Source organism: Streptomyces sp. NPDC002602, assembly GCF_042889445.1.
In the GTDB taxonomy this organism is placed as follows: domain Bacteria; phylum Actinomycetota; class Actinomycetes; order Streptomycetales; family Streptomycetaceae; genus Streptomyces.
On sequence record NZ_JBIAQX010000006.1, the window covers coordinates 351,587 to 369,741 of the forward strand.

Genomic DNA, 18,155 nt, shown 5'->3' on the forward strand with positions numbered 1-18,155 from the left:
CTCCGGCGGGTCCCGAGAGCCCCGGAAGGGTCAGACCGCGACGACGCCGCGCGCGTCGGCCATCCGCTGCTCGGCGATCCGGTCGGCCGCCGCGGCCGGCGGAATCCCGTCTTCCTTCGCACGTGTGAATATGGCCAGTGTGGTGTCGAAGATCTTCGACGCCTTGGCCTTGCACCGGTCGAAGTCGAAGCCGTGGAGCTCGTCGGCGACCTGGATGACCCCGCCCGCGTTGACCACGTAGTCGGGGGCGTAGAGGATCCCGCGGTCCGCGAGGTCCTTCTCCACACCCGGGTGGGCGAGCTGGTTGTTCGCCGCGCCGCAGACGACCTTGGCGGTCAGCACCGGCACCGACGCGTCGTTGAGGGCGCCGCCCAGCGCGCACGGGGCGTAGATGTCCAGGCCCTCGGTGCGGATCAGCGAGTCCGTGTCGAAGGCGGCGGTCACCCGACCCGGGTGCCGGTCGAGGATCTCCTGCACCGACTCGCGCCGGACGTCGGTGATGACGACCTCCGCGCCGTCCTCCAACAGGTGCTCCACCAGGTGCCGGCCGACCTTGCCGACGCCCGCGACGCCGACCTTGCGGCCGCGCAGGGTCGGGTCGCCCCACAGGTGCTGGGCGCTCGCGCGCATGCCCTGGAAGACGCCGTACGAGGTGAGGACCGAGGAGTCGCCGGCGCCGCCGTTCTCGGGGGAACGACCGGTCGCCCAGCGGGTCTCGCGGGCCACCACGTCCATGTCCGCGACGTAGGTGCCGACGTCGCAGGCCGTCACGTAGCGACCGCCGAGGGACTCCACGAACCGGCCGTAGGCCAGCAGCAGTTCCTCGTTCTTGAGGATGTCCGGGTCGCCGATGATCACGGCCTTGCCGCCGCCGTGGTCGAGGCCGGCGAGGGCGTTCTTGTACGACATGCCGCGCGCGAGGTTCAGCGCGTCGAGCACGGCCTCCCCGTCCGAGGCGTACGCGTGGAAGCGGGTACCACCGAGGGCCGGGCCCAGGGCGGTGGAGTGGATGGCGATGACAGCCTTGAGGCCGGTGGCTCGGTCCTGGCACAGCACGACTTGCTCGTGGCCGCCCTGTTCCGTGCGGAACAGGGTGTGCAGGACGCCGTCGGTCATTTCGGTCACGGTGGTGACTCCCATGGAAGAGATGCGGCGGGAAGACGCCCCCCTGCGGGTGGGGGAGGGCGCGCTGGGAGCAGCGTAAGACCTGAGGGGCCCGCGCAGGCGTCCTGTCCGGGGATCGAAACACTCCCGGGTCCCGGGCGGGGTCCCGACGACCTCGTGGGCGCCCGCCGGAGTACCGCCGGCCGGCGCGGGGGAGTACGAGAGCGTGAGCGAATCCCCCGACCCCCGGCCGCCTTCCGCGCGATCCGCGCCGACCGTTCCCTACGCCTCCTACCTGCGTGTCTACGAGCCACTGGCGGCCTTCCCCGAGCCGGAGCGCACGCACTGGGCCGACTACGCCCGGCGCGGCGACACCCCGACCGCCCAGGACGAACTGCGCCGGTCGCTGGCGGACTTGGTGCGGGTGCCCCTGGTCGCGGTCCCCCGGCACGAGAGCGCCGACGCCTTCACCGCCGAGTGGGACGGGACGTTGCTGGTCTGCCCGTGGCGGACCAGGCTGCGCGGCTGGCTGGCGCTGGAGGAACTCGTGGAGTGGTTCCCGCGCCCGCTGCTGGACGCGGCACTGCCCCCGGCCGCCCGCCGTCGGGCGACCGAGGAGTACGAGGCGTGGCGCGAGCGGAACCCGGACGGCCGCCCGTGGATCCGGACCGGGGTCTGGCAGGTCCCGCTGCGGTGGTTCGTGCTGGTGGCCGACGAGGAGCGGGAGTACCTCCCGGGCGAGCGGCTGCGCTACCGCACCCCGATGGTGCAGGCGAGGCGCCGGCTCGCCCGGGGGCTGCGGACCCTGCGCGAGGCGGAGGGGTACGGCATGCTCACGGAGGGTCTGGCGGAGGTCGGCGGCTGGCTGGAGGAGTTCCACCCGCGCTCCATGGTCGAACTGGACTACGGAGGACTGACGCACACCCTGCCGGAGGCCGGGCTGGCCGGCGACCGCTCCGCGCGGGATCTGGCGCGGGGGATCGCGGAGCTGCGGGCCGGGGACCGGGAGGGCGCGGCCCGGACGTACGGGGAGCTGGCGGAGCGCTGGCAGGCCGTCCGGGAGAGACTGTTCGCCAATTAGGTACCGGAGACCCCTGGCGCGCCCGCCGTGTCGCCCGTATCGTCCGATCGGCCATAAGTCGCAGATCAGAGCCTTGATCACGGTATTGGGGTCTTAGTGCCGGGACCTACGTCCCGATACGGGCCATTGGCCCAAGCGTGACGGACCGCACTATCTACACCCTTGCGCCCTTCCCCTACCCTCGTGCCAAAATAGGACAAGGAGTCCGGGGAGGGTTCCTTCCGTCCAAGTAAGGGCGGAATGCTCGGTATTGCACTCTATGGGGGGTCTGACGACTCCTGATCGCTCTGTGACTGATCGTCACAGTGGGGTGACTGTCCGTTATGGGACGGTCCATCGGCTTCCGCCGCTGATGAACACCTCGGAGGGCAATTCCATCGGTTTGGCCGTCGAGGCTGGACGGATGGTGTAGTTGTAGTGCCGAGGACAAGCCGTTCGTCCTATAACCGACTCGGCCTGCGTATGTCCATTTCGGGCAACGTGGGCCAAGGTGCAGAATTTAGAGGAAAGAACCGAGATGGTTCGGTTCTCCCGAGGAGGCCGCTCATGACCGCTCGCACCCCTGATGCCGAGCCGCTGCTGACCCCGGCTGAGGTCGCCACGATGTTCCGCGTGGACCCGAAGACGGTCACCCGCTGGGCCAAGGCTGGCAAGCTCACGTCCATCCGCACCCTGGGTGGACACCGCCGTTACCGCGAGGCTGAGGTTCGCGCACTGCTCGCGGGAATTCCGCAGCAGCGCAGCGAGGCCTGAGGCTCGCAAGCAGGACCTTTTTGACGGGTCTGAATCGGGTCCCCCAATCCGATGAAACCCAAAAGCTTCAAACGGCAGGGCCTGCCCCAACAGGTTCCGCTGTTCGATCGCGCTGGACTCCGCCGGGTCCAGCGCGATCTTTTTTATGCCCGGAGGGCGGCGAAAGCGCGGGACTCCCGGCAGCCCCGCGGGGGTGGGTGCCATTGCACATATAAAATCGAGTCGGCGTATGACCGCCATAAATGTGCGAGTCTCAAAAACTCATGTGGTGACACCCGTCACAGCTGATCACTCTTGTACACCCGGCAATGCACCCCGTAAGGGGACGTGAGCGACAGGGCGCGTCATACGGACGAGGGATTTCGCCCGGCGCGGTCGCCGGCCGCCGACTCGGGCACGAGAATGCGGCCGGACGAGGCAAGGGGCGCGGACGCGATGAAACGGGAACGTGACCCGTGGGGGCCGATGGGCCGGATGGGGCGATCGATGGCCCCGGAAAGGCCTCCAGGGCCCCTCTGCGCGCCTTGCGGGTCGCGGATGTGATCCACGGGCCTCCGGGCCGCCCCGCGCCCCTCAGGCGTTCGGTGGGCGAACCGCCCCCGACTCGGAGCCCGCACGGCCCGCACACCTGCAAGCGGACCGGCGGTGAACGGACCGGCCGTGAGCGGACCGGTCGGTGAGCGGACCGGCGGTGAGCGGACCCGTCAACGCGTCAGGGCCCGTATCCCCTGAGGGATACGGGCCCTGACGTTTCTGCGAACCTGACGGGACTTGAACCCGCGACCTCCACCTTGACAGGGTGGCGAGCTAACCAACTGCTCCACAGGTCCTTGATTTGTAGCCGCTGGGCGGTTACGAATCAGACTGTACAACAGCTCAGGGGGTGCAGTCGAACCCGATCAGGGGGCGGCCGCGTCCACCGCCTTCACGATGCGCTTGTCGGAGATCGGATACGCCGTCCCGAGCGCGTGCGCGAAGTAGCTGACGCGCAGTTCCTCGATCATCCACCGGATCTCGGTGACCGCCTCGGGCACGGGCCGACCCTTCGGCAGTTGCTCCAGCAGCCACAGGTACTCGTCCCGCATCTCGTGGACCTTCTCCATGCGCGTGGTGTCGCGCTGGACGCCCGTCGGCATCTGCTGGAGCCGCCGGTCGATCGCCACCAGGTAGCGCATGAGGTCCGGCAGCCGCTTGAGACCGGTCAGCGTCACGAAGCCGGCCGGCATCAGCGCCGCCAGCTGCGTCTTCGCGTCCTGGACGTTCGCCATCAGGGCCAGGCTGTTGGTCGCCTTCAGACGCCGCTCGCAGGCCTGCCAGGCGGCCAGCACCTGCTGCACCTGGTCCACCGTCCGCACGGTCGTGTCCACCAGGTCGGCCCGCACCGCGTCGAAGAGCTTGCGGAAGCCCGCCTCGTCCCAGGCCGGGCCGCCGTGGGCGGCGATCAGCCGGTCGGTGGCCGCCGTGGCGCAGTCGTCGAACAGCGCCTGGATGGAACCGTGCGGATTGCGCGAGAGGGCCAGCTTCTGCTGGTTGGTGAGCTTGTCCGAGGCGAACTTCGCCGGGTTCACCGGGATGTTGAGCAGGATCAGCCGCCGGGTGCCGAGCCACATCGCCTGGCGCTGTTCGGCCTCCGTGTCGAAGAGCCGCACGGAGACGCTCGCGCCCGCGTCCACCAGCGCCGGGTACGCCTTGACCGGCTGACCCGCCCGCCGGGTCTCGAAGACCTTGCTCAGCGTCCCGATGGTCCAGTCGCTCAGCCCGGAGCGTTCGACCGACTCCCCGCCCGCCCGCTCGGCGGTCGCCGCGGCGGCCTTGGACAGGGCCTGGCGGGCCTTCGGCTTGAGCCTCAGCCGCAGCGCCTCCAGGTCCTTGTCCTCCGCGAGGTTCTTGCGGCGCTCGTCGACGATCCGGAAGGTGATCTTCAGATGGTCCGGGATCCGGCCCGGGTCGAAGTCGTCTGCGGACACCGGCACTCCGACCATCCGGTGCAGTTCCCGGGCCAGCGTCACGTGCAGGGGCTCCTGCATGGGGTGCGCCGTGGCCAGGAAGCGCGTGGCGAAGTTCGGCGCGGGCACGTAGTGCCGGCGGATCGGCTTCGGGAGGGAACGGATCAGCTCCGTGACGACCTCCTCCCGCAGGCCCGGGATCTGCCAGTCGAAGCCCTCCTCGGTGACCTGGTTCAGCACCTGGAGCGGGATGTGGACGGTCACGCCGTCCGCGTCCGCGCCCGGCTCGAACTGGTAGGTCACCCGGAACTTCAGCGGCCCCTGGAGCCAGGAGTCCGGATAGTCGGCCTTGGTGACCCCGGCCGCCTTCTCCGTCAGGAGCATCTCCCGCTCGAAGTCGAGCAGTTCGGGCTCGTCCCGCTTCTTGTGCTTCCACCAGGAGTCGAAGTGCGCCCCGGAGACCACGTGCTCGGGGATCCGCTGGTCGTAGAAGTCGAAGAGCGTCTCGTCGTCCACCACGATGTCGCGGCGCCGTGCCCGGTTCTCCAGCTCCTCCACCTCGGTGAGGAGCTTGCGGTTGTCGGCGTAGAACTTGTGGTGCGTGCGCCAGTCGCCCTCGACCAGGGCGTTGCGGATGAACAGCTCGCGCGAGACCTCGGCGTCGATCCGGCCGTAGTTGATCTTCCGCTGGGCGACGATCGGCACGCCGTACAGCGTGACCTTCTCGTACGCCATCACGGCCGCCTGGTCCTTCTCCCAGTGCGGCTCGCTGTAGGTGCGCTTGATCAGGTGCTGCGCCAGCGGCTCCACCCACTCGGGCTCCACCTTGGCGTTCACCCGCGCCCACAGCCGCGAGGTCTCCACCAGTTCCGCCGACATCAGGAACTTGGGCTGCTTCTTGAACAGCGAGGACCCGGGGAAGATCGCGAACTTGGCCGACCGCGCGCCGAGGTACTCGTTCTTGTCGGTGTCCTTCAGACCGATGTGCGACAGCAGACCCGCCAGCAGCGAGATGTGCACGTGCTGCTCGGGGGCGTCCGCCTCGTTGACGTGGATCCCCATCGACTTCGCCACCGTGCGCAACTGCGAGTAGATGTCCTGCCACTCGCGGATCCGCAGGAAGTTCAGGTACTCCTGCTTGCACATCCGGCGGAACGAGGACGAGCCGCGCTCCTTCTGCTGCTCGCGCACGTAGCGCCACATGTTCAGGAACGAGAGGAAGTCGCTGGTCTCGTCCTTGAAGCGGGCGTGGTTCTGGTCCGCCTGCGTCTGCTTGTCCGAGGGCCGCTCGCGCGGGTCCTGGATGGACAGCGCCGCCGCGATGACCATGACCTCGCGGACGCAGTTGTTCTTGTCCGCCTCCACCACCATGCGCGCCAGCCGCGGGTCCACCGGGAGCTGGGAGAGCTGCCGGCCCATCGGCGTGAGCCGCTTGCTGTGGTCCTTCTCGGCCGGGTCGAGGGCGCCGAGCTCTTGGAGGAGCTGGACGCCGTCGCGGATGTTGCGGTGGTCCGGCGGGTCGATGAAGGGGAACTTCTCGATCTCGCCGAGACCGGCGGCGGTCATCTGGAGGATGACCGAGGCCAGGTTGGTGCGCAGGATCTCCGCGTCCGTGAACTCGGGGCGGGAGAGGAAGTCGTCCTCGGAGTACAGCCGGATGCAGATGCCGTCGCTCGTACGACCGCAGCGGCCCTTGCGCTGGTTGGCGCTGGCCTGCGAGATCCGCTCGATGGGCAGCCGCTGCACCTTGGTGCGGTGGCTGTAGCGGGAGATGCGGGCGTTGCCCGGGTCGATCACGTACTTGATGCCCGGGACGGTCAGCGAGGTCTCGGCGACGTTCGTCGCGAGGACGATCCGGCGGCCCGTGTGCTGCTGGAAGACCCGGTGTTGCTCGGCGTGCGAGAGGCGGGCGTAGAGCGGCAGCACTTCCGTGAACCGCAGGTTGCGCTTGTTCAGGGCGTCCGCCGTGTCGCGGATCTCCCGTTCGCCGGAGAGGAAGACCAGGACGTCGCCCGGCCCCTCGGACTGCAGCTCGTCCACGGCCTCGCAGATCGCCGTGATCTGGTCCCGGTCGGAGTCGTCGCCCTCCTCCTCCAGGAGCGGGCGGTAGCGGACCTCCACCGGGTACGTGCGTCCGCTGACCTCGACGATCGGCGCGTCCCCGAAGTGCCGGGAGAACCGCTCCGGGTCGATGGTGGCCGAGGTGATGACGACCTTGAGGTCGGGGCGCTTGGGCAGCAGCGTGGCCAGGTAACCGAGCAGGAAGTCGATGTTCAGCGACCGCTCGTGGGCCTCGTCGATGATGATCGTGTCGTAGGCGCGCAGCTCGCGGTCCGTCTGGATCTCCGCGAGGAGGATGCCGTCCGTCATCAGCTTGACGAAGGTGGCGTCCTGGTCCACCTGGTCGGTGAAGCGGACCTTCCAGCCGACCGTCTGCCCGATCTCGGACCTCAGCTCCTCCGCGATCCGCTCCGCGACCGTGCGGGCGGCGATCCGGCGGGGCTGGGTGTGCCCGATCATGCCCCGGACGCCGCGGCCCAGCTCCATGCAGATCTTGGGGATCTGCGTGGTCTTGCCGGAACCGGTCTCGCCGGCGACGATCACGACCTGGTGGTCGCGTATCGCCTCGGCGATCTCGTCCTTCTTCTGGCTGACGGGAAGGTTTTCGGGATACGTGATCTCCGGCTTGCGCGAGGCACGGCCGGCCAGACGCGCGGCGGCCTTCTCGGCCTCCGCGGCGATCTCGTCGAGCACGGCCTGCTTGGCCTCGGGCTTGCGGATGCGGCGGGCGCCCTCGAGGCGGCGGCCGAGGCGGTGCGCGTCGCGGAGGGAGATCTCACCGAGAAGCGTCTGCAGGGCGGCGAAGGAAGTAGACATACCTGGTCGAGGATCTCACCCGGGAGTGCCGGGTGGCGAACGCATTTGTGCCCCCTCCCCGTACCATTTCGGGACGAGATCACCTGAACCCGCCTGCCGTACGAGTGAGAGGCCCGCCATGTTCCGCGCCCGGGGAGTGTGGTGTCTGCTGGGCGCCCTCCTCGCGGTGCTGCTCGCCGGGATCCCGGCGACGGCGGCCGGGGGCGGCGCCCCGAAGGCCGCCGGCGCGACGACGACCTTCGCGCGGGCGACCGCTCCCGTACCGACCCCTCGCGTACCGGCCGCCTCTCCGCGCCCCGCCACGACACCGCCGCCCGCCGCCTCGGTGGGCTCCGGGCAGGGCCCCTCCTGCTCTCCCGGCGGGGACCACGGCCGGGTCCCGGCGGTGCCGCCCCGCTGCGGCGACCCGCAGCACGCCGCCCCGGCCGCCCGGATCGCGGCGGAGCAGCCGGCGGCCTGGCGGACGACACCCGTACGGGTCCTCGTCCGCGGGCCCGACCGAACGACGCCGGGCCCCGTGGAGCTGTCGGTGTTGCGGGTCTAGGAGGACCGGTCGTTTCCGCCGGTCCGTCCTTCCACCCGCACCCCGCAGCCTCGGAGCACCCGCATGTCCCCTTCCCCCTCCCCTTTCTCCTCCCGCAAGCCCTCCCCGCACCGGCCCCTGCTGATCGCGGCCGGGGTCGCCATCGCCGCCGTCACCCTCGGCCTGGTCTCCTGGCAGGCCACCGCCCCCGGGGAGCGGAGTGACGCGGGCGACACCGCCTCCGCCTCCGCCCGCCCCGCACCGCAGGCCAACCCCGAACTGCTGAAGCTCGCCCGCCGCGACGCGGCCGACAAGCTCGCCGTCGGCCGCGCCGACGCGCCCGTCGTCCTGATCGAGTACTCCGACTTCAAGTGCGGCTACTGCGGCAAGTTCGCCCGGGACACCGAACCCGAACTGGTGAAGAAGTACGTGGAGGCCGGCACCCTGCGCATCGAGTGGCGCAACTTCCCGATCTTCGGCGCGGAATCCGAGGCCGCCGCCAAGGCCGCCTGGGCGGCGGGCCGGCAGGACCGCTTCGAGCGGTTCCACGCGGCCGCCTACGCGGAGGGGGCCAAGGAGAAGGGCTTCGGAGAGGCCCGACTGGCCGAGCTGGCCGCCGAGGCCGGGGTGCCCGACCTGGAGCGCTTCAAGCGCGACATGGCCGGCGAGGAGGCCGCCGCGGCGGTGCGCGCCGACCAGGAGGAGGGCTACCGCATCGGCGTCACCTCCACCCCCTCCTTCCTGATCAACGGGCAGCCCCTCGCCGGCGCGCAGCCCCTCGACGCCTTCGAGGGCGCCATCGCCCGCGCCGAGGCGGCGGCCAAGCAGTGACCGACATCGGATACCTGGCCGCCCTGCTGGGCGGCCTCCTCGCGCTGCTCAGCCCGTGCAGCGCCCTGCTGCTGCCCGCCTTCTTCGCGTACTCGATCGACTCCACGTCACGGCTGCTGGCCCGCACCGGGATCTTCTACGCGGGCCTCGCGAGCACCCTCGTACCGCTGGGCGCGGCCGGCTCGTACGCGGGCCGGTTCTTCCACGGCAACCGCGAGACCCTCGTCCTCGTCGGCGGCTGGCTGATCATCGCGCTCGGGATCGCGCAGATCCTCGGCCTGGGCTTCGCCTCCCGGCGGATCGCGGAGCTCTCCGGACGGATCCGGCCGACCACCGCCCTGTCGGTGTACGCGCTCGGCGCCGTCTACGGCCTGGCCGGTTTCTGCGCCGGCCCGATCCTCGGCAGCGTGCTGACCGTGGCTGCCGTCAGCGGCAGCCCGGTCTACGGCGGCCTGCTGCTGGCCGTCTACGCCCTCGGGATGGCCGCGCCGCTGTTCCTGCTGGCCCTGCTGTGGGACCGCTTCGAGCTGGGCCGCAGGCGCTGGCTCCGCGGCCGGACCATCCGGGTGGGCCGGTTCGGGCTGCACACCACCTCGGTGCTGTCGGGGCTGTTCTTCATCACCCTGGGCGCGCTGTTCCTGATCTACGACGGGGCGAGCGCGCTGCCCGGACTGCTGGACGTGGACGACTCGTTCGCGGTGGAGCAGCGCGTCCGCTCGATCGCCGACGCGGTACCGGACGGGGCGCTGCTCGGGCTGGTCGCCGTCGCCGCGGGGGCGATCGCCCTGACGCGGTGGCGCCGCACGGTCCGCAGCGCGAAGGGCGTGACGGAGGGGACGGACGTGGCGGAGGAGTGACGCAAGAAGGCCCCGTCCGAGGACGGGGCCTTCTTTCTTGTGGCTGGGGCCGGGGTCGAACCGGCGACCTATCGCTTTTCAGGCGATCGCTCGTACCAACTGAGCTACCCAGCCACGAAACTCTTACGAGCTTCAGCGAACCTGACGGGACTTGAACCCGCGACCTCCACCTTGACAGGGTGGCGAGCTAACCAACTGCTCCACAGGTCCTTGCAATGTGCGAGACAAGTCTCGCACACGGTTTTGCGTACCCCCAACGGGATTCGAACCCGTGCTACCGCCTTGAAAGGGCGGCGTCCTGGGCCACTAGACGATGAGGGCTAAAGGCCCGCCGGGCACTTTGCAGCGCGTCGGGGACGTGAGAAGCATATGGGATCCGGGGAGCTATCGCCAAAACGGTTTCCCCCGGAGCGACAATGACGGGGTGCTGGAGATGACGCGCGAGGAGTTCGAAGAGCTCGTCGCAGAGGCCTTGGACCGGATTCCGCCGGAGCTCACGCGGCTGATGGACAACGTGGCGGTCTTCGTCGAGGACGAGCCGCCCGCGGACGATCCGGAGCTCCTCGGGCTCTACGAGGGGACCCCGCTCACCGACCGCGGCGAGTGGTACGCCGGGGTGCTGCCCGACAGGATCACGATCTACCGCAACCCCACGTTGCGGATGTGCGAGGACCGGGAGAGCGTGGTCGCGGAGACGGAGGTCACCGTGGTCCACGAGATCGCCCACCACTTCGGGATCGACGACGAGCGACTGCACGCCCTGGGCTACGGGTGAGCCGGTGACCGGCGCCGACGAGGAGGACGCCGCGTCGATCGACCCCGACGCCGATCCACCCGGGAGCACCGAACCGCAGGTACGCGTCCTCGCGGCCGTCGCGGTCGGCGGGGCGATCGGCGCCTCGGCGCGCCACGGGGCGGCCCTGCTGTGGCCGGCGGCCCCCGGCGCCTTTCCCTGGGACACCTTCTGGGTCAACGTCGTGGGCTGCGCGCTGATCGGCGTGCTCATGGCGGCGATCGCCGAGGACGGCCGCACCTCGCCGCACCCGCTCCTGCGGCCCTTCCTCGGTGTCGGGGTGCTCGGCGGCTTCACCACCTTCTCCACCTACGCCCTGGAGTTCTCCGGGCTGCTCGACGGAGGGCTCGTGGGGACCGCGCTGACGTACGCCGGTCTGACGGTGGTGGCCGCGCTGGCCGCGGTCTGGGCCGGCGCGGCGGTGACCCGGGCGGCGCTGCGGGAACGGGGGCGGGCGTGAACTGGCTGTTGGTGGTGGCCGGCGCGGTGATCGGGGCGCCGCTGCGGTACCTCACGGACCGCGCGGTGCGCGGGCGCCACGACTCGGTCTTCCCCTGGGGCACGTTCGTCGTGAACGCCGCCGCCTGCCTGGTGTTGGGAACCCTGGCCGGGGCGACGCTGGCCGGTGCCGCCTCCTCGCGGCTCGGCCTGCTCCTCGGCACCGGACTGTGCGGGGCGCTCAGCACGTACTCGACGTTCTCGTACGAGACCCTGCGACTGGTCGAGCGCGGCGACCGCTTCCTCGCCGCGGCGAACGTCCTGGCGTCGGTGCTGGTGGGGCTGGGCGCCGTGCACCTGGGCTCGCAGGTGGCCGGCCGGCTCTTCGGTTGAGGGCGTGTCTCTTACGGGGTACGGGGAGTTGGGCACATTGACCCGCTCATGCGGAACGCTCCGCTGCTCCCCGTCCCGGAGGTGCCACCCGTGCGCCAGTTGTCCGCTTCCCTCCGATTGGCCGTCACCGCGCTCGCGGTGGCGGCGTCGGCAGGCTGCATGAGCGTCGGCGAGAACGCCGCGAAACCCGGCCCCTCCGCCTCGGTGGGCGCCAAGGACGCCGCCGGCTCGGCGGGCGGCACCGTCTCCGGGCGGGGCTCCGGCGTCCACGGCAACGGCCGCGGCGCGAAGGACGGTACGGGGACCACCCCGGACGGCAAGACCGTCGAGCCGGGCAAGGCCTCCGGCGCGACCGGGGCCTCGCCCAGTCCGGGCGCGCCCGCCAAGCCGGGTGCTCCCTCGCCGTCGGCCGGGCCGGGTGGCGGGGCGGGTGGCCAGGGGCCCCAGCAGCCGACGGGCGGGGGCTCCGCCGCCGGTGGTGCCGCCGGTTCAGGCGGCTCGGGTTCCGCCGGTACGGGATCGGGGTCGGGATCGGGTTCCGGCGGTGGCGCGGCCGCCGGTGGGTCCGGAGGGTCGAATCCCACTCCGCCTGTGGTGGAACCCACTCCCGAACCGCCTGTGACACAGCCCACCCCGGAGCCCACGCCGCCTCAGCCGGAGCCCAGCCCGCCGGTCGTCGGGTAGTCGTACCGGAGGGTTCGCCGGCGGTTGTCCGGCCCTGTCCTCCGGGGATCGTCGCAGGTCAGGCGCCTCTGGGGGGAGCGACTTGCCAGACCCCCAGGAGGGTGCGTATGGTTATAGATCGTTTGATCCCATTGCCCGGCGCCGAATCCGAAGAGCGCCGTGTGGCGCGTACTCCCTAGCCGTGGCTGACCGCATTGAGGCGGTCGATTTGCGATTCACGGAGTTTGGGCGCGTGCCGAGACTCCGGAAGGTTTCGCATTTCGCATGTCCATTTCCAGTTCTGACCGCACCGTCATGCCCGAGAACGACTCGAACGAGATCGTCACCGCCGAGACCCTCGCGGTCACCGAGGCCATCGAGGCCGCTGAGGCGAACGAGATCATTGAGGCTCTTGAGGCCGACGTGACCGACCAGTCCATCGACGAGGCCGACGAGGCCGACGCCGAACCCACCATCACCTTCGGCGACCTCGGTCTGCCGGACGGCATCGTGCGCAAGCTCGCCCAGAACGGCGTCACGAGCCCCTTCCCGATCCAGGCCGCGACCATCCCGGACGCCCTGGCCGGCAAGGACATCCTCGGCCGTGGCCGCACCGGCTCCGGCAAGACCCTCTCCTTCGGTCTGCCGACCCTGGCCTCCCTGGCCGGCGGTCACACCGAGAAGAAGAAGCCCCGCGCGATCATCCTCACGCCGACGCGTGAGCTCGCGATGCAGGTCGCGGACGCCCTCCAGCCCTACGGCGACGTGCTCGGCCTCAAGATGAAGGTCGTCTGCGGCGGTACCTCCATGAGCAACCAGATCTTCGCTCTGGAGCGCGGTGTCGACGTCCTCGTCGCCACCCCCGGCCGTCTGCGCGACATCATCAACCGCGGTGCCTGCTCCCTGGCGAACGTCCAGGTCGCGGTCCTCGACGAGGCCGACCAGATGGCCGACCTGGGCTTCCTGCCCGAGGTCACCGAGCTGCTCGACCAGATCCCCGGCGGCGGTCAGCGCATGCTCTTCTCCGCCACCATGGAGAACGAGATCGGCACCCTGGTCAAGCGCTACCTGACGAACCCCGTCACGCACGAGGTCGACAGCGCGCAGGGCAACGTCACGACCATGACCCACCACGTCCTCGTCGTGAAGCCGAAGGACAAGGCGCCCGTCACGGCCGCGATCGCCGCCCGCAAGGGCCGCACGATCATCTTCGTCCGCACCCAGTTGGGCGCCGACCGCATCGCCGAGCAGCTCATCGAGGCCGGCGTGAAGGCCGACGCGCTGCACGGCGGCATGACGCAGGGCGCCCGTACCCGCGTCCTCGCCGACTTCAAGGACGGCTACGTCAACGCGCTCGTCGCCACCGACGTCGCCGCCCGCGGCATCCACGTCGACGGCATCGACCTGGTCCTGAACGTGGACCCGGCCGGCGACCACAAGGACTACCTGCACCGCTCGGGCCGTACCGCCCGTGCCGGCAAGTCCGGTGTCGTCGTGTCGCTGGCGCTCCCGCACCAGCGTCGCCAGATCTTCCGCCTGATGGAGGACGCGGGCGTCGACGCCTCGCGCCACATCGTCCAGGGCGTCGGCGCCTTCGACCCCGAGGTCGCCGAGATCACCGGTGCGCGTTCGCTGACGCAGGTCCAGGCCGACTCCGCGAACAACGCGGCCAAGCAGGCCGAGCGCGAGGTCGCCGACCTCACCAAGCAGTTGGAGCGCCTGACCCGCCGCGCCGGCGAGCTGCGCGAGGAGGCCGACCGCCTCGTCGCCCGCTCCGCCCGCGAGCGTGGCGAGGACCCGGACGCCGCTGTCGCCGAGGTGGTCGAGGCCGCCGAGGCCGAGGTCGCGGCCGCCGTGGCCGAGCCCGTCGTCCAGGAGCGCACCTTCGAGCGTCGCGAGGACCGCGGCAACTTCGAGCGCCGTGACAACCGTCGCGACGACCGCGGCGACCGCGGTGGCGACCGTGGCGGTTTCCGTTCCGGTGGCGACCGTCGTGACGACAACCGCGGTGGCGGCTTCCGCTCCGGCGGCGACCGTCCGTCCGGTGGCTTCCGTTCCGGTGGCGACCGTCGCGATGACAACCGTGGTGGCGGCTTCCGTCGCGACGACCGTCCCTCGGGCGGCTTCAACCGTGACGACCGCGGTGGCGACCGTGGCGGCTTCCGTCGCGACGACCGTCCGTCCGGTGGCTTCCGTTCCGGTGGCGACCGTCGTGACGACAACCGTGGTGGCGGCTTCCGTCGCGACGACCGTCCCTCCGGTGGCTTCAACCGTGACGACCGCGGTGGCGACCGTGGCGGCTTCCGTCGCGACGACCGTCCCTCGGGCGGCTTCAACCGTGACGACCGCGGTGGCGACCGTGGCGGCTTCCGTCGCGACGACCGTCCCTCCGGTGGCTTCCGCTCCGGTGGCGACCGTCCGTCCGGTGGCTTCCGCTCCGGCGGCGCCGGCGACCGCCCCTACGGCCGTCGTGACGACAACCGTCCCTCCGGCTCCGGTTCGACCGGCTCCACCGGTTCCTTCGGCGGCCGTCGTGACGACAAGCCGCGCTGGAAGCGCAACGGCTGACGTCTGAGCGTCATCTGACACGGGCTCGGCCCCCACGGCACTCCGGTGCGGTGGGGGCCGAGCCCTTTCCCGTCCCTGCCGCTGTGTGCCCGCCGCCGCGTCCCTGCTGCCGTTCGCGCCAACTGCGTCCGAGAGCACCCGCGAACGCCTGAGCCCCCCTCGGGTCAGTTCCAGGCGGTGGGTGGCGTGGGCAGTGGTGTGCCGTCGGTTCCGAGGAGGGAGGCGAGGATGATCGCGTCGGTCCATCCGAGGGGGACCACCGCTTTGGGGCGGCCGTCGGCGGTGACGGTCTCGGGGAGTTCGCCGAGCGCGTTGCGCTTGGACAGGACCCAGTCGACGACGTCGCCCGCCTTCTTCTGTTCGCCCAGCCCGGACCAGGCGAGTGCGAAGAAGGAGGTGCTGGCCGTCCAGGTGATGTCGCCCCACCGGGTCTGGGGGTCGTCGCCGGGGATCACGCCGCCGTTGGGCCGCAGCAGCGCCCGGTAGGTGTCGTCGAGGGCGGTGGGGAGGCCGGCGGGGGCGGTGTTGAAGGGCGGTGCCATGAAGGCGGCGGCGCTGTCGCGGCCGTGGAGGCCGTCGATGGTGCGCTGGTAGCCGATCGGCGCGAACCGCTTCGCGATCCCCGCGGAAAGCCGCCGGGCGGCGTCGGCCCAGCGTGCGGCGTCCTCGGTGTGTCCCAGGCAGCGGGCGAGGTCCGCGGAGGCATTGAGACCGGCCAGCAGGGGGGCCGCCGTGCCGATGTTGACGGTGCTGGTGGGGAGTTCCCAGTAGTCGGGTGAGGCGGGCGGCAGCCCCTCGGCGTCGAGGGAGCCGGCCGTGTGGTCGGCGGCCTTGCCGAGCATGGGGTAGAGGGCTTCGAGGCGGCCGGAACGGCTCGCGGTCGGTGCGCTCTGGTACCACTGCCAGGCGGCCCAGGGCACCCAGCCGTTGGCGTCGAGCTGCCAGGGCCGGGAGTCCGGGGGGCCGGAGCCGTCGAGGCGGGTGCGGGCCTCCCAGGTCCCGTCGGCGCGCTGGGTCCGGGCGTTGTAGGTGAGGATCCGGTAGGCCTCCTCGTCGTGGCCGGTGTGTGCGAACGCGGCCGAGGCGAAGCTGGAGTCGCGGGGCCAGGAGAAGTCCCAGAAGGGGTACCAGGCCGCGGCGAAGGAGCCGTTCGGCTGCAGCAGGGCCCTCATGGACAGCAGGGCGCGCTCCGCGCTCTGCCGCCGGATGCCGGGGGTGCCGGGAATCCGGCCGGAGGCGACCCACTGCCGGGACGCGGTGATCTGTGCCAGTGCGCCGGGGTCATCGGCGTCGACGACCACGGAAGCGGTCGCGCCCGCGGGAAGGTACCGCCACTTGCCCGACGGCAGGCGCAGCACGTTGCTGCCCTCCACATAGGACGCGCCGACCGCGAGCGCCGGCTGTACGGCCTCGGTCGCCGTCCCGTTGAAGAGCAGGCCCGAGGTGCGCTCGGGCTGATCGGCAGGCACGTAACACACCTCCACGTCACCGCAGCGTTCGCTCCCGGCGGGATTCACGAAGAACGCGAGGCGTCCCTCTCCTTCCCGCCAGCCGCCGCTCGCATTCCGGTCCCAGCTCACCGGAGCATCTTTGACGGTGTGGCGGGTGCCGTACCAGGTGACCGGCTCGCCGCCGGCCGTGGTGGCCTGGGCGACCAGGTGATAGGTGGTCTCCGGCTGGAGGCGGGTGTCGTCGAAGGGGATCTCGAGCCAGCCCGCCCCGGCTCCGCCCGACTGCGCGAGGTCGACGGTCCGGGAGGCGACCGCCGTACCGGGATCCTCACGGACCGTGCGGACCTCGACGGTGATCCGTCCGGCCGCGGCAGCGCTCTTCAGGTAGAGGCTCACCCGCGACAGCCGTCCGTCCCCGGTCCGGAACTCCTGGGCGGCGGCGCTTCCCGCGGCTGCGATGGCGGACAGTGCGACATCGTGCTCCGGCTGCCCGTCGTAGCCGCCGACGGCTCCCGCGGCGGGCGTGCTTCCCACGCCCAGCAGGCCGGCCAGGAGCGTGGCGGACAGCACTGCGGACCTCGTACGCGTCATGGATTTCCTTTCAGGCGGCCTGACACCAGGCAGAAGAGGCAGTGGGGCAGGGCCTGGGCGGTGGGAGGGCGGGTTCCTTCTGTGAGGTGTGCCAACTCGACCGCCGCGTACCGGAAGTCAGGCTTCCCTGAGGCATGACGGCGGCCCGCGGGATGGTCGCGTCAGACGGGCGAGCCATCGTCAGGGGCTTCTTGCGGTTGCGGCGTCGGGGCAGGGGCGATCACGGGGTCTGGGTGATCACTGCGGCCGTGGTGTCACGTACGGGAGGTACGGATACCCGGCGTCTTGGGGCCCGCCGGCGGCAGGCCGGAACCGATTCTGCCAAGCATTCCGGGACCGCCATGGCCACTTCTCGGCGCATTCACGCGATTGCTCCAGAAGTATCGTTTCCTCAGATCCGCGGTCCCCTTCCCGCCGCCTTGCGGGCGCCGTAGTGGCCGTCGAAGAGGCGCTGGAGACGACGCCCGTCCCCGGAGAGCCCACGCCGTGGCGCTCGATGGCGCTCCGTCCGGGGCCGTCCGCTCACGCACGGGTCCGGAAACGACTGAGCGCCCCACCTGGCCGAAACCGGGTGGGGCGCTCAGTAGCAGGCCAGAGGGGTTGACCACCGCCTGCGAGCAGTAGGCCATGTCGGACTCGAACCGACAACCAACGGATTAAAAGTCCGCTGCTCTGCCAATTGAGCTAATGGCCCTCGGCGTGCTCACCCCAGAGCATAGCCGCAGAGGGGCGCGAGGCCGATCGGGTATCGACCGGAGCGGCCCGGCGGTTTCCCGCCACCGGTGGTCGGCGCCCTTCACCCGCGCGCACGCCGCGGATCCACCGGCCCCCGAGCCCTGGTGAGGGCCCGTCCGGTCGGCGTGGCGCGGGTCCCACACCGGCGGGGCGGGGCCGCGCGAGGCCCTCGGAGGGTCGGCCCGTATCCATTCTCAAGGCCTCTGACCTGCGGTGATGGTGTTCTGTGGGGTCCCCGGGGGGTTAATTGGCGGGGGCCGTCCCCCACATGACGTAGAGTTGTGTTTACCGACGCGGGGTGGAGCAGCTCGGTAGCTCGCTGGGCTCATAACCCAGAGGTCGTAGGTTCAAATCCTGCCCCCGCTACTCAGTACGAAGGCCCGGTCCCCTCAGGGGGGCCGGGCCTTCGTCGTTCCCGCACTCCGTCCGTGCCCTGGTCGTTCCCACCCGGTGTGCGCGCCCGCGTCACCCGTACGGCCCCGGCCCGGTCGCCCGCGGACCTTCCCGACGCCACCCTTGAGGGGCGATGCGGCGGTGGCCCGCACCCGTGC

Annotated in this window: 13 protein-coding genes and 6 tRNA genes; 11 read left to right on the top strand and 8 right to left on the bottom strand. The window is 71.0% G+C overall.

Annotation, left to right across the window (positions count from 1 at the left end; translation table 11 throughout):
• Positions 1 to 30: 30 nt before the first annotated feature.
• On the bottom strand, positions 31 to 1,125 hold the full coding sequence (locus ACFYW3_RS19985; protein ID WP_351757003.1) for a Glu/Leu/Phe/Val dehydrogenase dimerization domain-containing protein: 1,095 nt from the start codon (positions 1,123 to 1,125) through the stop codon (positions 31 to 33).
• 205 nt (positions 1,126 to 1,330) lie between these two features.
• Here ACFYW3_RS19985 and ACFYW3_RS19990 point away from each other — a divergent pair, with 205 nt between their 5' ends.
• Together ACFYW3_RS19990 and bldC are read left to right on the top strand one after the other, a co-directional pair.
• Positions 1,331 to 2,185: a hypothetical protein gene (locus tag ACFYW3_RS19990; protein ID WP_389386895.1), complete on the top strand. Its 855-nt coding sequence runs from the start codon at positions 1,331 to 1,333 to the stop codon at positions 2,183 to 2,185.
• Between the two features lie 546 nt (positions 2,186 to 2,731).
• Positions 2,732 to 2,938, top strand: coding sequence for a developmental transcriptional regulator BldC (bldC, locus tag ACFYW3_RS19995; protein ID WP_003949541.1), 207 nt, complete (start codon positions 2,732 to 2,734; stop codon positions 2,936 to 2,938).
• A gap of 756 nt (positions 2,939 to 3,694) precedes the next feature.
• On the opposite strand, the gene ACFYW3_RS20000 is transcribed toward bldC, so the two are convergent.
• Positions 3,695 to 3,768, bottom strand: a tRNA-Asp gene (locus ACFYW3_RS20000).
• Positions 3,769 to 3,837: 69 nt separating this feature from the next.
• Positions 3,838 to 7,761: an ATP-dependent RNA helicase HrpA gene (hrpA, locus tag ACFYW3_RS20005; RefSeq protein WP_389386896.1), complete on the bottom strand. Its 3,924-nt coding sequence runs from the start codon at positions 7,759 to 7,761 to the stop codon at positions 3,838 to 3,840.
• 118 nt (positions 7,762 to 7,879) lie between these two features.
• On the opposite strand from hrpA, the gene ACFYW3_RS20010 reads away from it, so the two are divergent.
• The 3 genes from ACFYW3_RS20010 (at position 7,880) to ACFYW3_RS20020 (ending at position 9,972) form a co-directional block, all read left to right on the top strand.
• Positions 7,880 to 8,305: a hypothetical protein gene (locus ACFYW3_RS20010; RefSeq protein ID WP_351756996.1), complete on the top strand. Its 426-nt coding sequence runs from the start codon at positions 7,880 to 7,882 to the stop codon at positions 8,303 to 8,305.
• A gap of 63 nt (positions 8,306 to 8,368) precedes the next feature.
• Positions 8,369 to 9,115: a DsbA family protein gene (locus tag ACFYW3_RS20015; protein WP_389386897.1), complete on the top strand. Its 747-nt coding sequence runs from the start codon at positions 8,369 to 8,371 to the stop codon at positions 9,113 to 9,115.
• Positions 9,112 to 9,972 (top strand): cytochrome c biogenesis CcdA family protein, encoded by an 861-nt coding sequence (locus ACFYW3_RS20020; protein WP_389386898.1) that lies wholly within the window; start codon positions 9,112 to 9,114, stop codon positions 9,970 to 9,972. Before ACFYW3_RS20015 ends, ACFYW3_RS20020 begins: the two co-directional genes overlap by 4 nt.
• A gap of 40 nt (positions 9,973 to 10,012) precedes the next feature.
• Here the strand turns inward: ACFYW3_RS20020 and ACFYW3_RS20025 are convergent.
• From ACFYW3_RS20025 to ACFYW3_RS20035, 3 genes are all read right to left on the bottom strand, one after another.
• Positions 10,013 to 10,086, bottom strand: a tRNA-Phe gene (locus ACFYW3_RS20025).
• Between the two features lie 22 nt (positions 10,087 to 10,108).
• A tRNA-Asp gene (locus tag ACFYW3_RS20030) sits at positions 10,109 to 10,182 on the bottom strand.
• Between the two features lie 38 nt (positions 10,183 to 10,220).
• Positions 10,221 to 10,293 (bottom strand) — tRNA-Glu (locus ACFYW3_RS20035).
• A 103-nt stretch (positions 10,294 to 10,396) separates the two neighbouring features.
• On the opposite strand from ACFYW3_RS20035, the gene ACFYW3_RS20040 reads away from it, so the two are divergent.
• The 5 genes from ACFYW3_RS20040 (at position 10,397) to ACFYW3_RS20060 (ending at position 14,827) form a co-directional block, all read left to right on the top strand.
• Positions 10,397 to 10,747 carry a metallopeptidase family protein gene (locus tag ACFYW3_RS20040; protein WP_030012899.1) on the top strand — a complete coding sequence of 117 codons (351 nt, stop codon included), beginning with the start codon at positions 10,397 to 10,399 and terminating at the stop codon, positions 10,745 to 10,747.
• 4 nt (positions 10,748 to 10,751) lie between these two features.
• Positions 10,752 to 11,225 carry a CrcB family protein gene (locus tag ACFYW3_RS20045; RefSeq protein WP_389386899.1) on the top strand — a complete coding sequence of 158 codons (474 nt, stop codon included), beginning with the start codon at positions 10,752 to 10,754 and terminating at the stop codon, positions 11,223 to 11,225.
• Positions 11,222 to 11,596 (top strand): fluoride efflux transporter CrcB, encoded by a 375-nt coding sequence (crcB, locus tag ACFYW3_RS20050; protein WP_389386900.1) that lies wholly within the window; start codon positions 11,222 to 11,224, stop codon positions 11,594 to 11,596. The genes ACFYW3_RS20045 and crcB overlap by 4 nt, the downstream gene beginning before the upstream one ends.
• A 48-nt stretch (positions 11,597 to 11,644) precedes the next feature.
• Entirely contained in the window at positions 11,645 to 12,280 is a 636-nt protein-coding gene (locus ACFYW3_RS20055; protein WP_389386901.1) for a hypothetical protein, read from the top strand.
• Positions 12,281 to 12,544: 264 nt separating this feature from the next.
• Positions 12,545 to 14,827, top strand: coding sequence for a DEAD/DEAH box helicase (locus ACFYW3_RS20060; RefSeq protein ID WP_389386902.1), 2,283 nt, complete (start codon positions 12,545 to 12,547; stop codon positions 14,825 to 14,827).
• A gap of 164 nt (positions 14,828 to 14,991) precedes the next feature.
• Here the strand turns inward: ACFYW3_RS20060 and ACFYW3_RS20065 are convergent, their stop codons facing one another.
• Both ACFYW3_RS20065 and ACFYW3_RS20070 read right to left on the bottom strand, forming a co-directional pair.
• The gene (locus ACFYW3_RS20065) at positions 14,992 to 16,869 is read right to left on the bottom strand and encodes a choice-of-anchor R domain-containing protein (protein WP_351756982.1); all 1,878 of its coding nucleotides are present in this window, start codon (positions 16,867 to 16,869) and stop codon (positions 14,992 to 14,994) included.
• A 621-nt stretch (positions 16,870 to 17,490) separates the two neighbouring features.
• Positions 17,491 to 17,563: transfer RNA gene (locus ACFYW3_RS20070), tRNA-Lys, on the bottom strand.
• Between the two features lie 333 nt (positions 17,564 to 17,896).
• Between ACFYW3_RS20070 and ACFYW3_RS20075 the strand changes: the two genes are divergently transcribed.
• A tRNA-Met gene (locus tag ACFYW3_RS20075) sits at positions 17,897 to 17,970 on the top strand.
• Positions 17,971 to 18,155 lie beyond the last annotated feature (185 nt).

Coding starts and splice junctions, on each gene's coding strand:
- ACFYW3_RS20060 (WP_389386902.1), top strand. CDS start 12,545: ATGTCCATTTCCAGTTCTGACCGCACCGTCATGCCCGAGAACGACTCG.
- ACFYW3_RS20065 (WP_351756982.1), bottom strand. CDS start 16,869: ATGACGCGTACGAGGTCCGCAGTGCTGTCCGCCACGCTCCTGGCCGGC.
- ACFYW3_RS20055 (WP_389386901.1), top strand. CDS start 11,645: ATGCGGAACGCTCCGCTGCTCCCCGTCCCGGAGGTGCCACCCGTGCGC.
- ACFYW3_RS20010 (WP_351756996.1), top strand. CDS start 7,880: ATGTTCCGCGCCCGGGGAGTGTGGTGTCTGCTGGGCGCCCTCCTCGCG.
- hrpA (WP_389386896.1), bottom strand. CDS start 7,761: ATGTCTACTTCCTTCGCCGCCCTGCAGACGCTTCTCGGTGAGATCTCC.
- ACFYW3_RS20015 (WP_389386897.1), top strand. CDS start 8,369: ATGTCCCCTTCCCCCTCCCCTTTCTCCTCCCGCAAGCCCTCCCCGCAC.
- bldC (WP_003949541.1), top strand. CDS start 2,732: ATGACCGCTCGCACCCCTGATGCCGAGCCGCTGCTGACCCCGGCTGAG.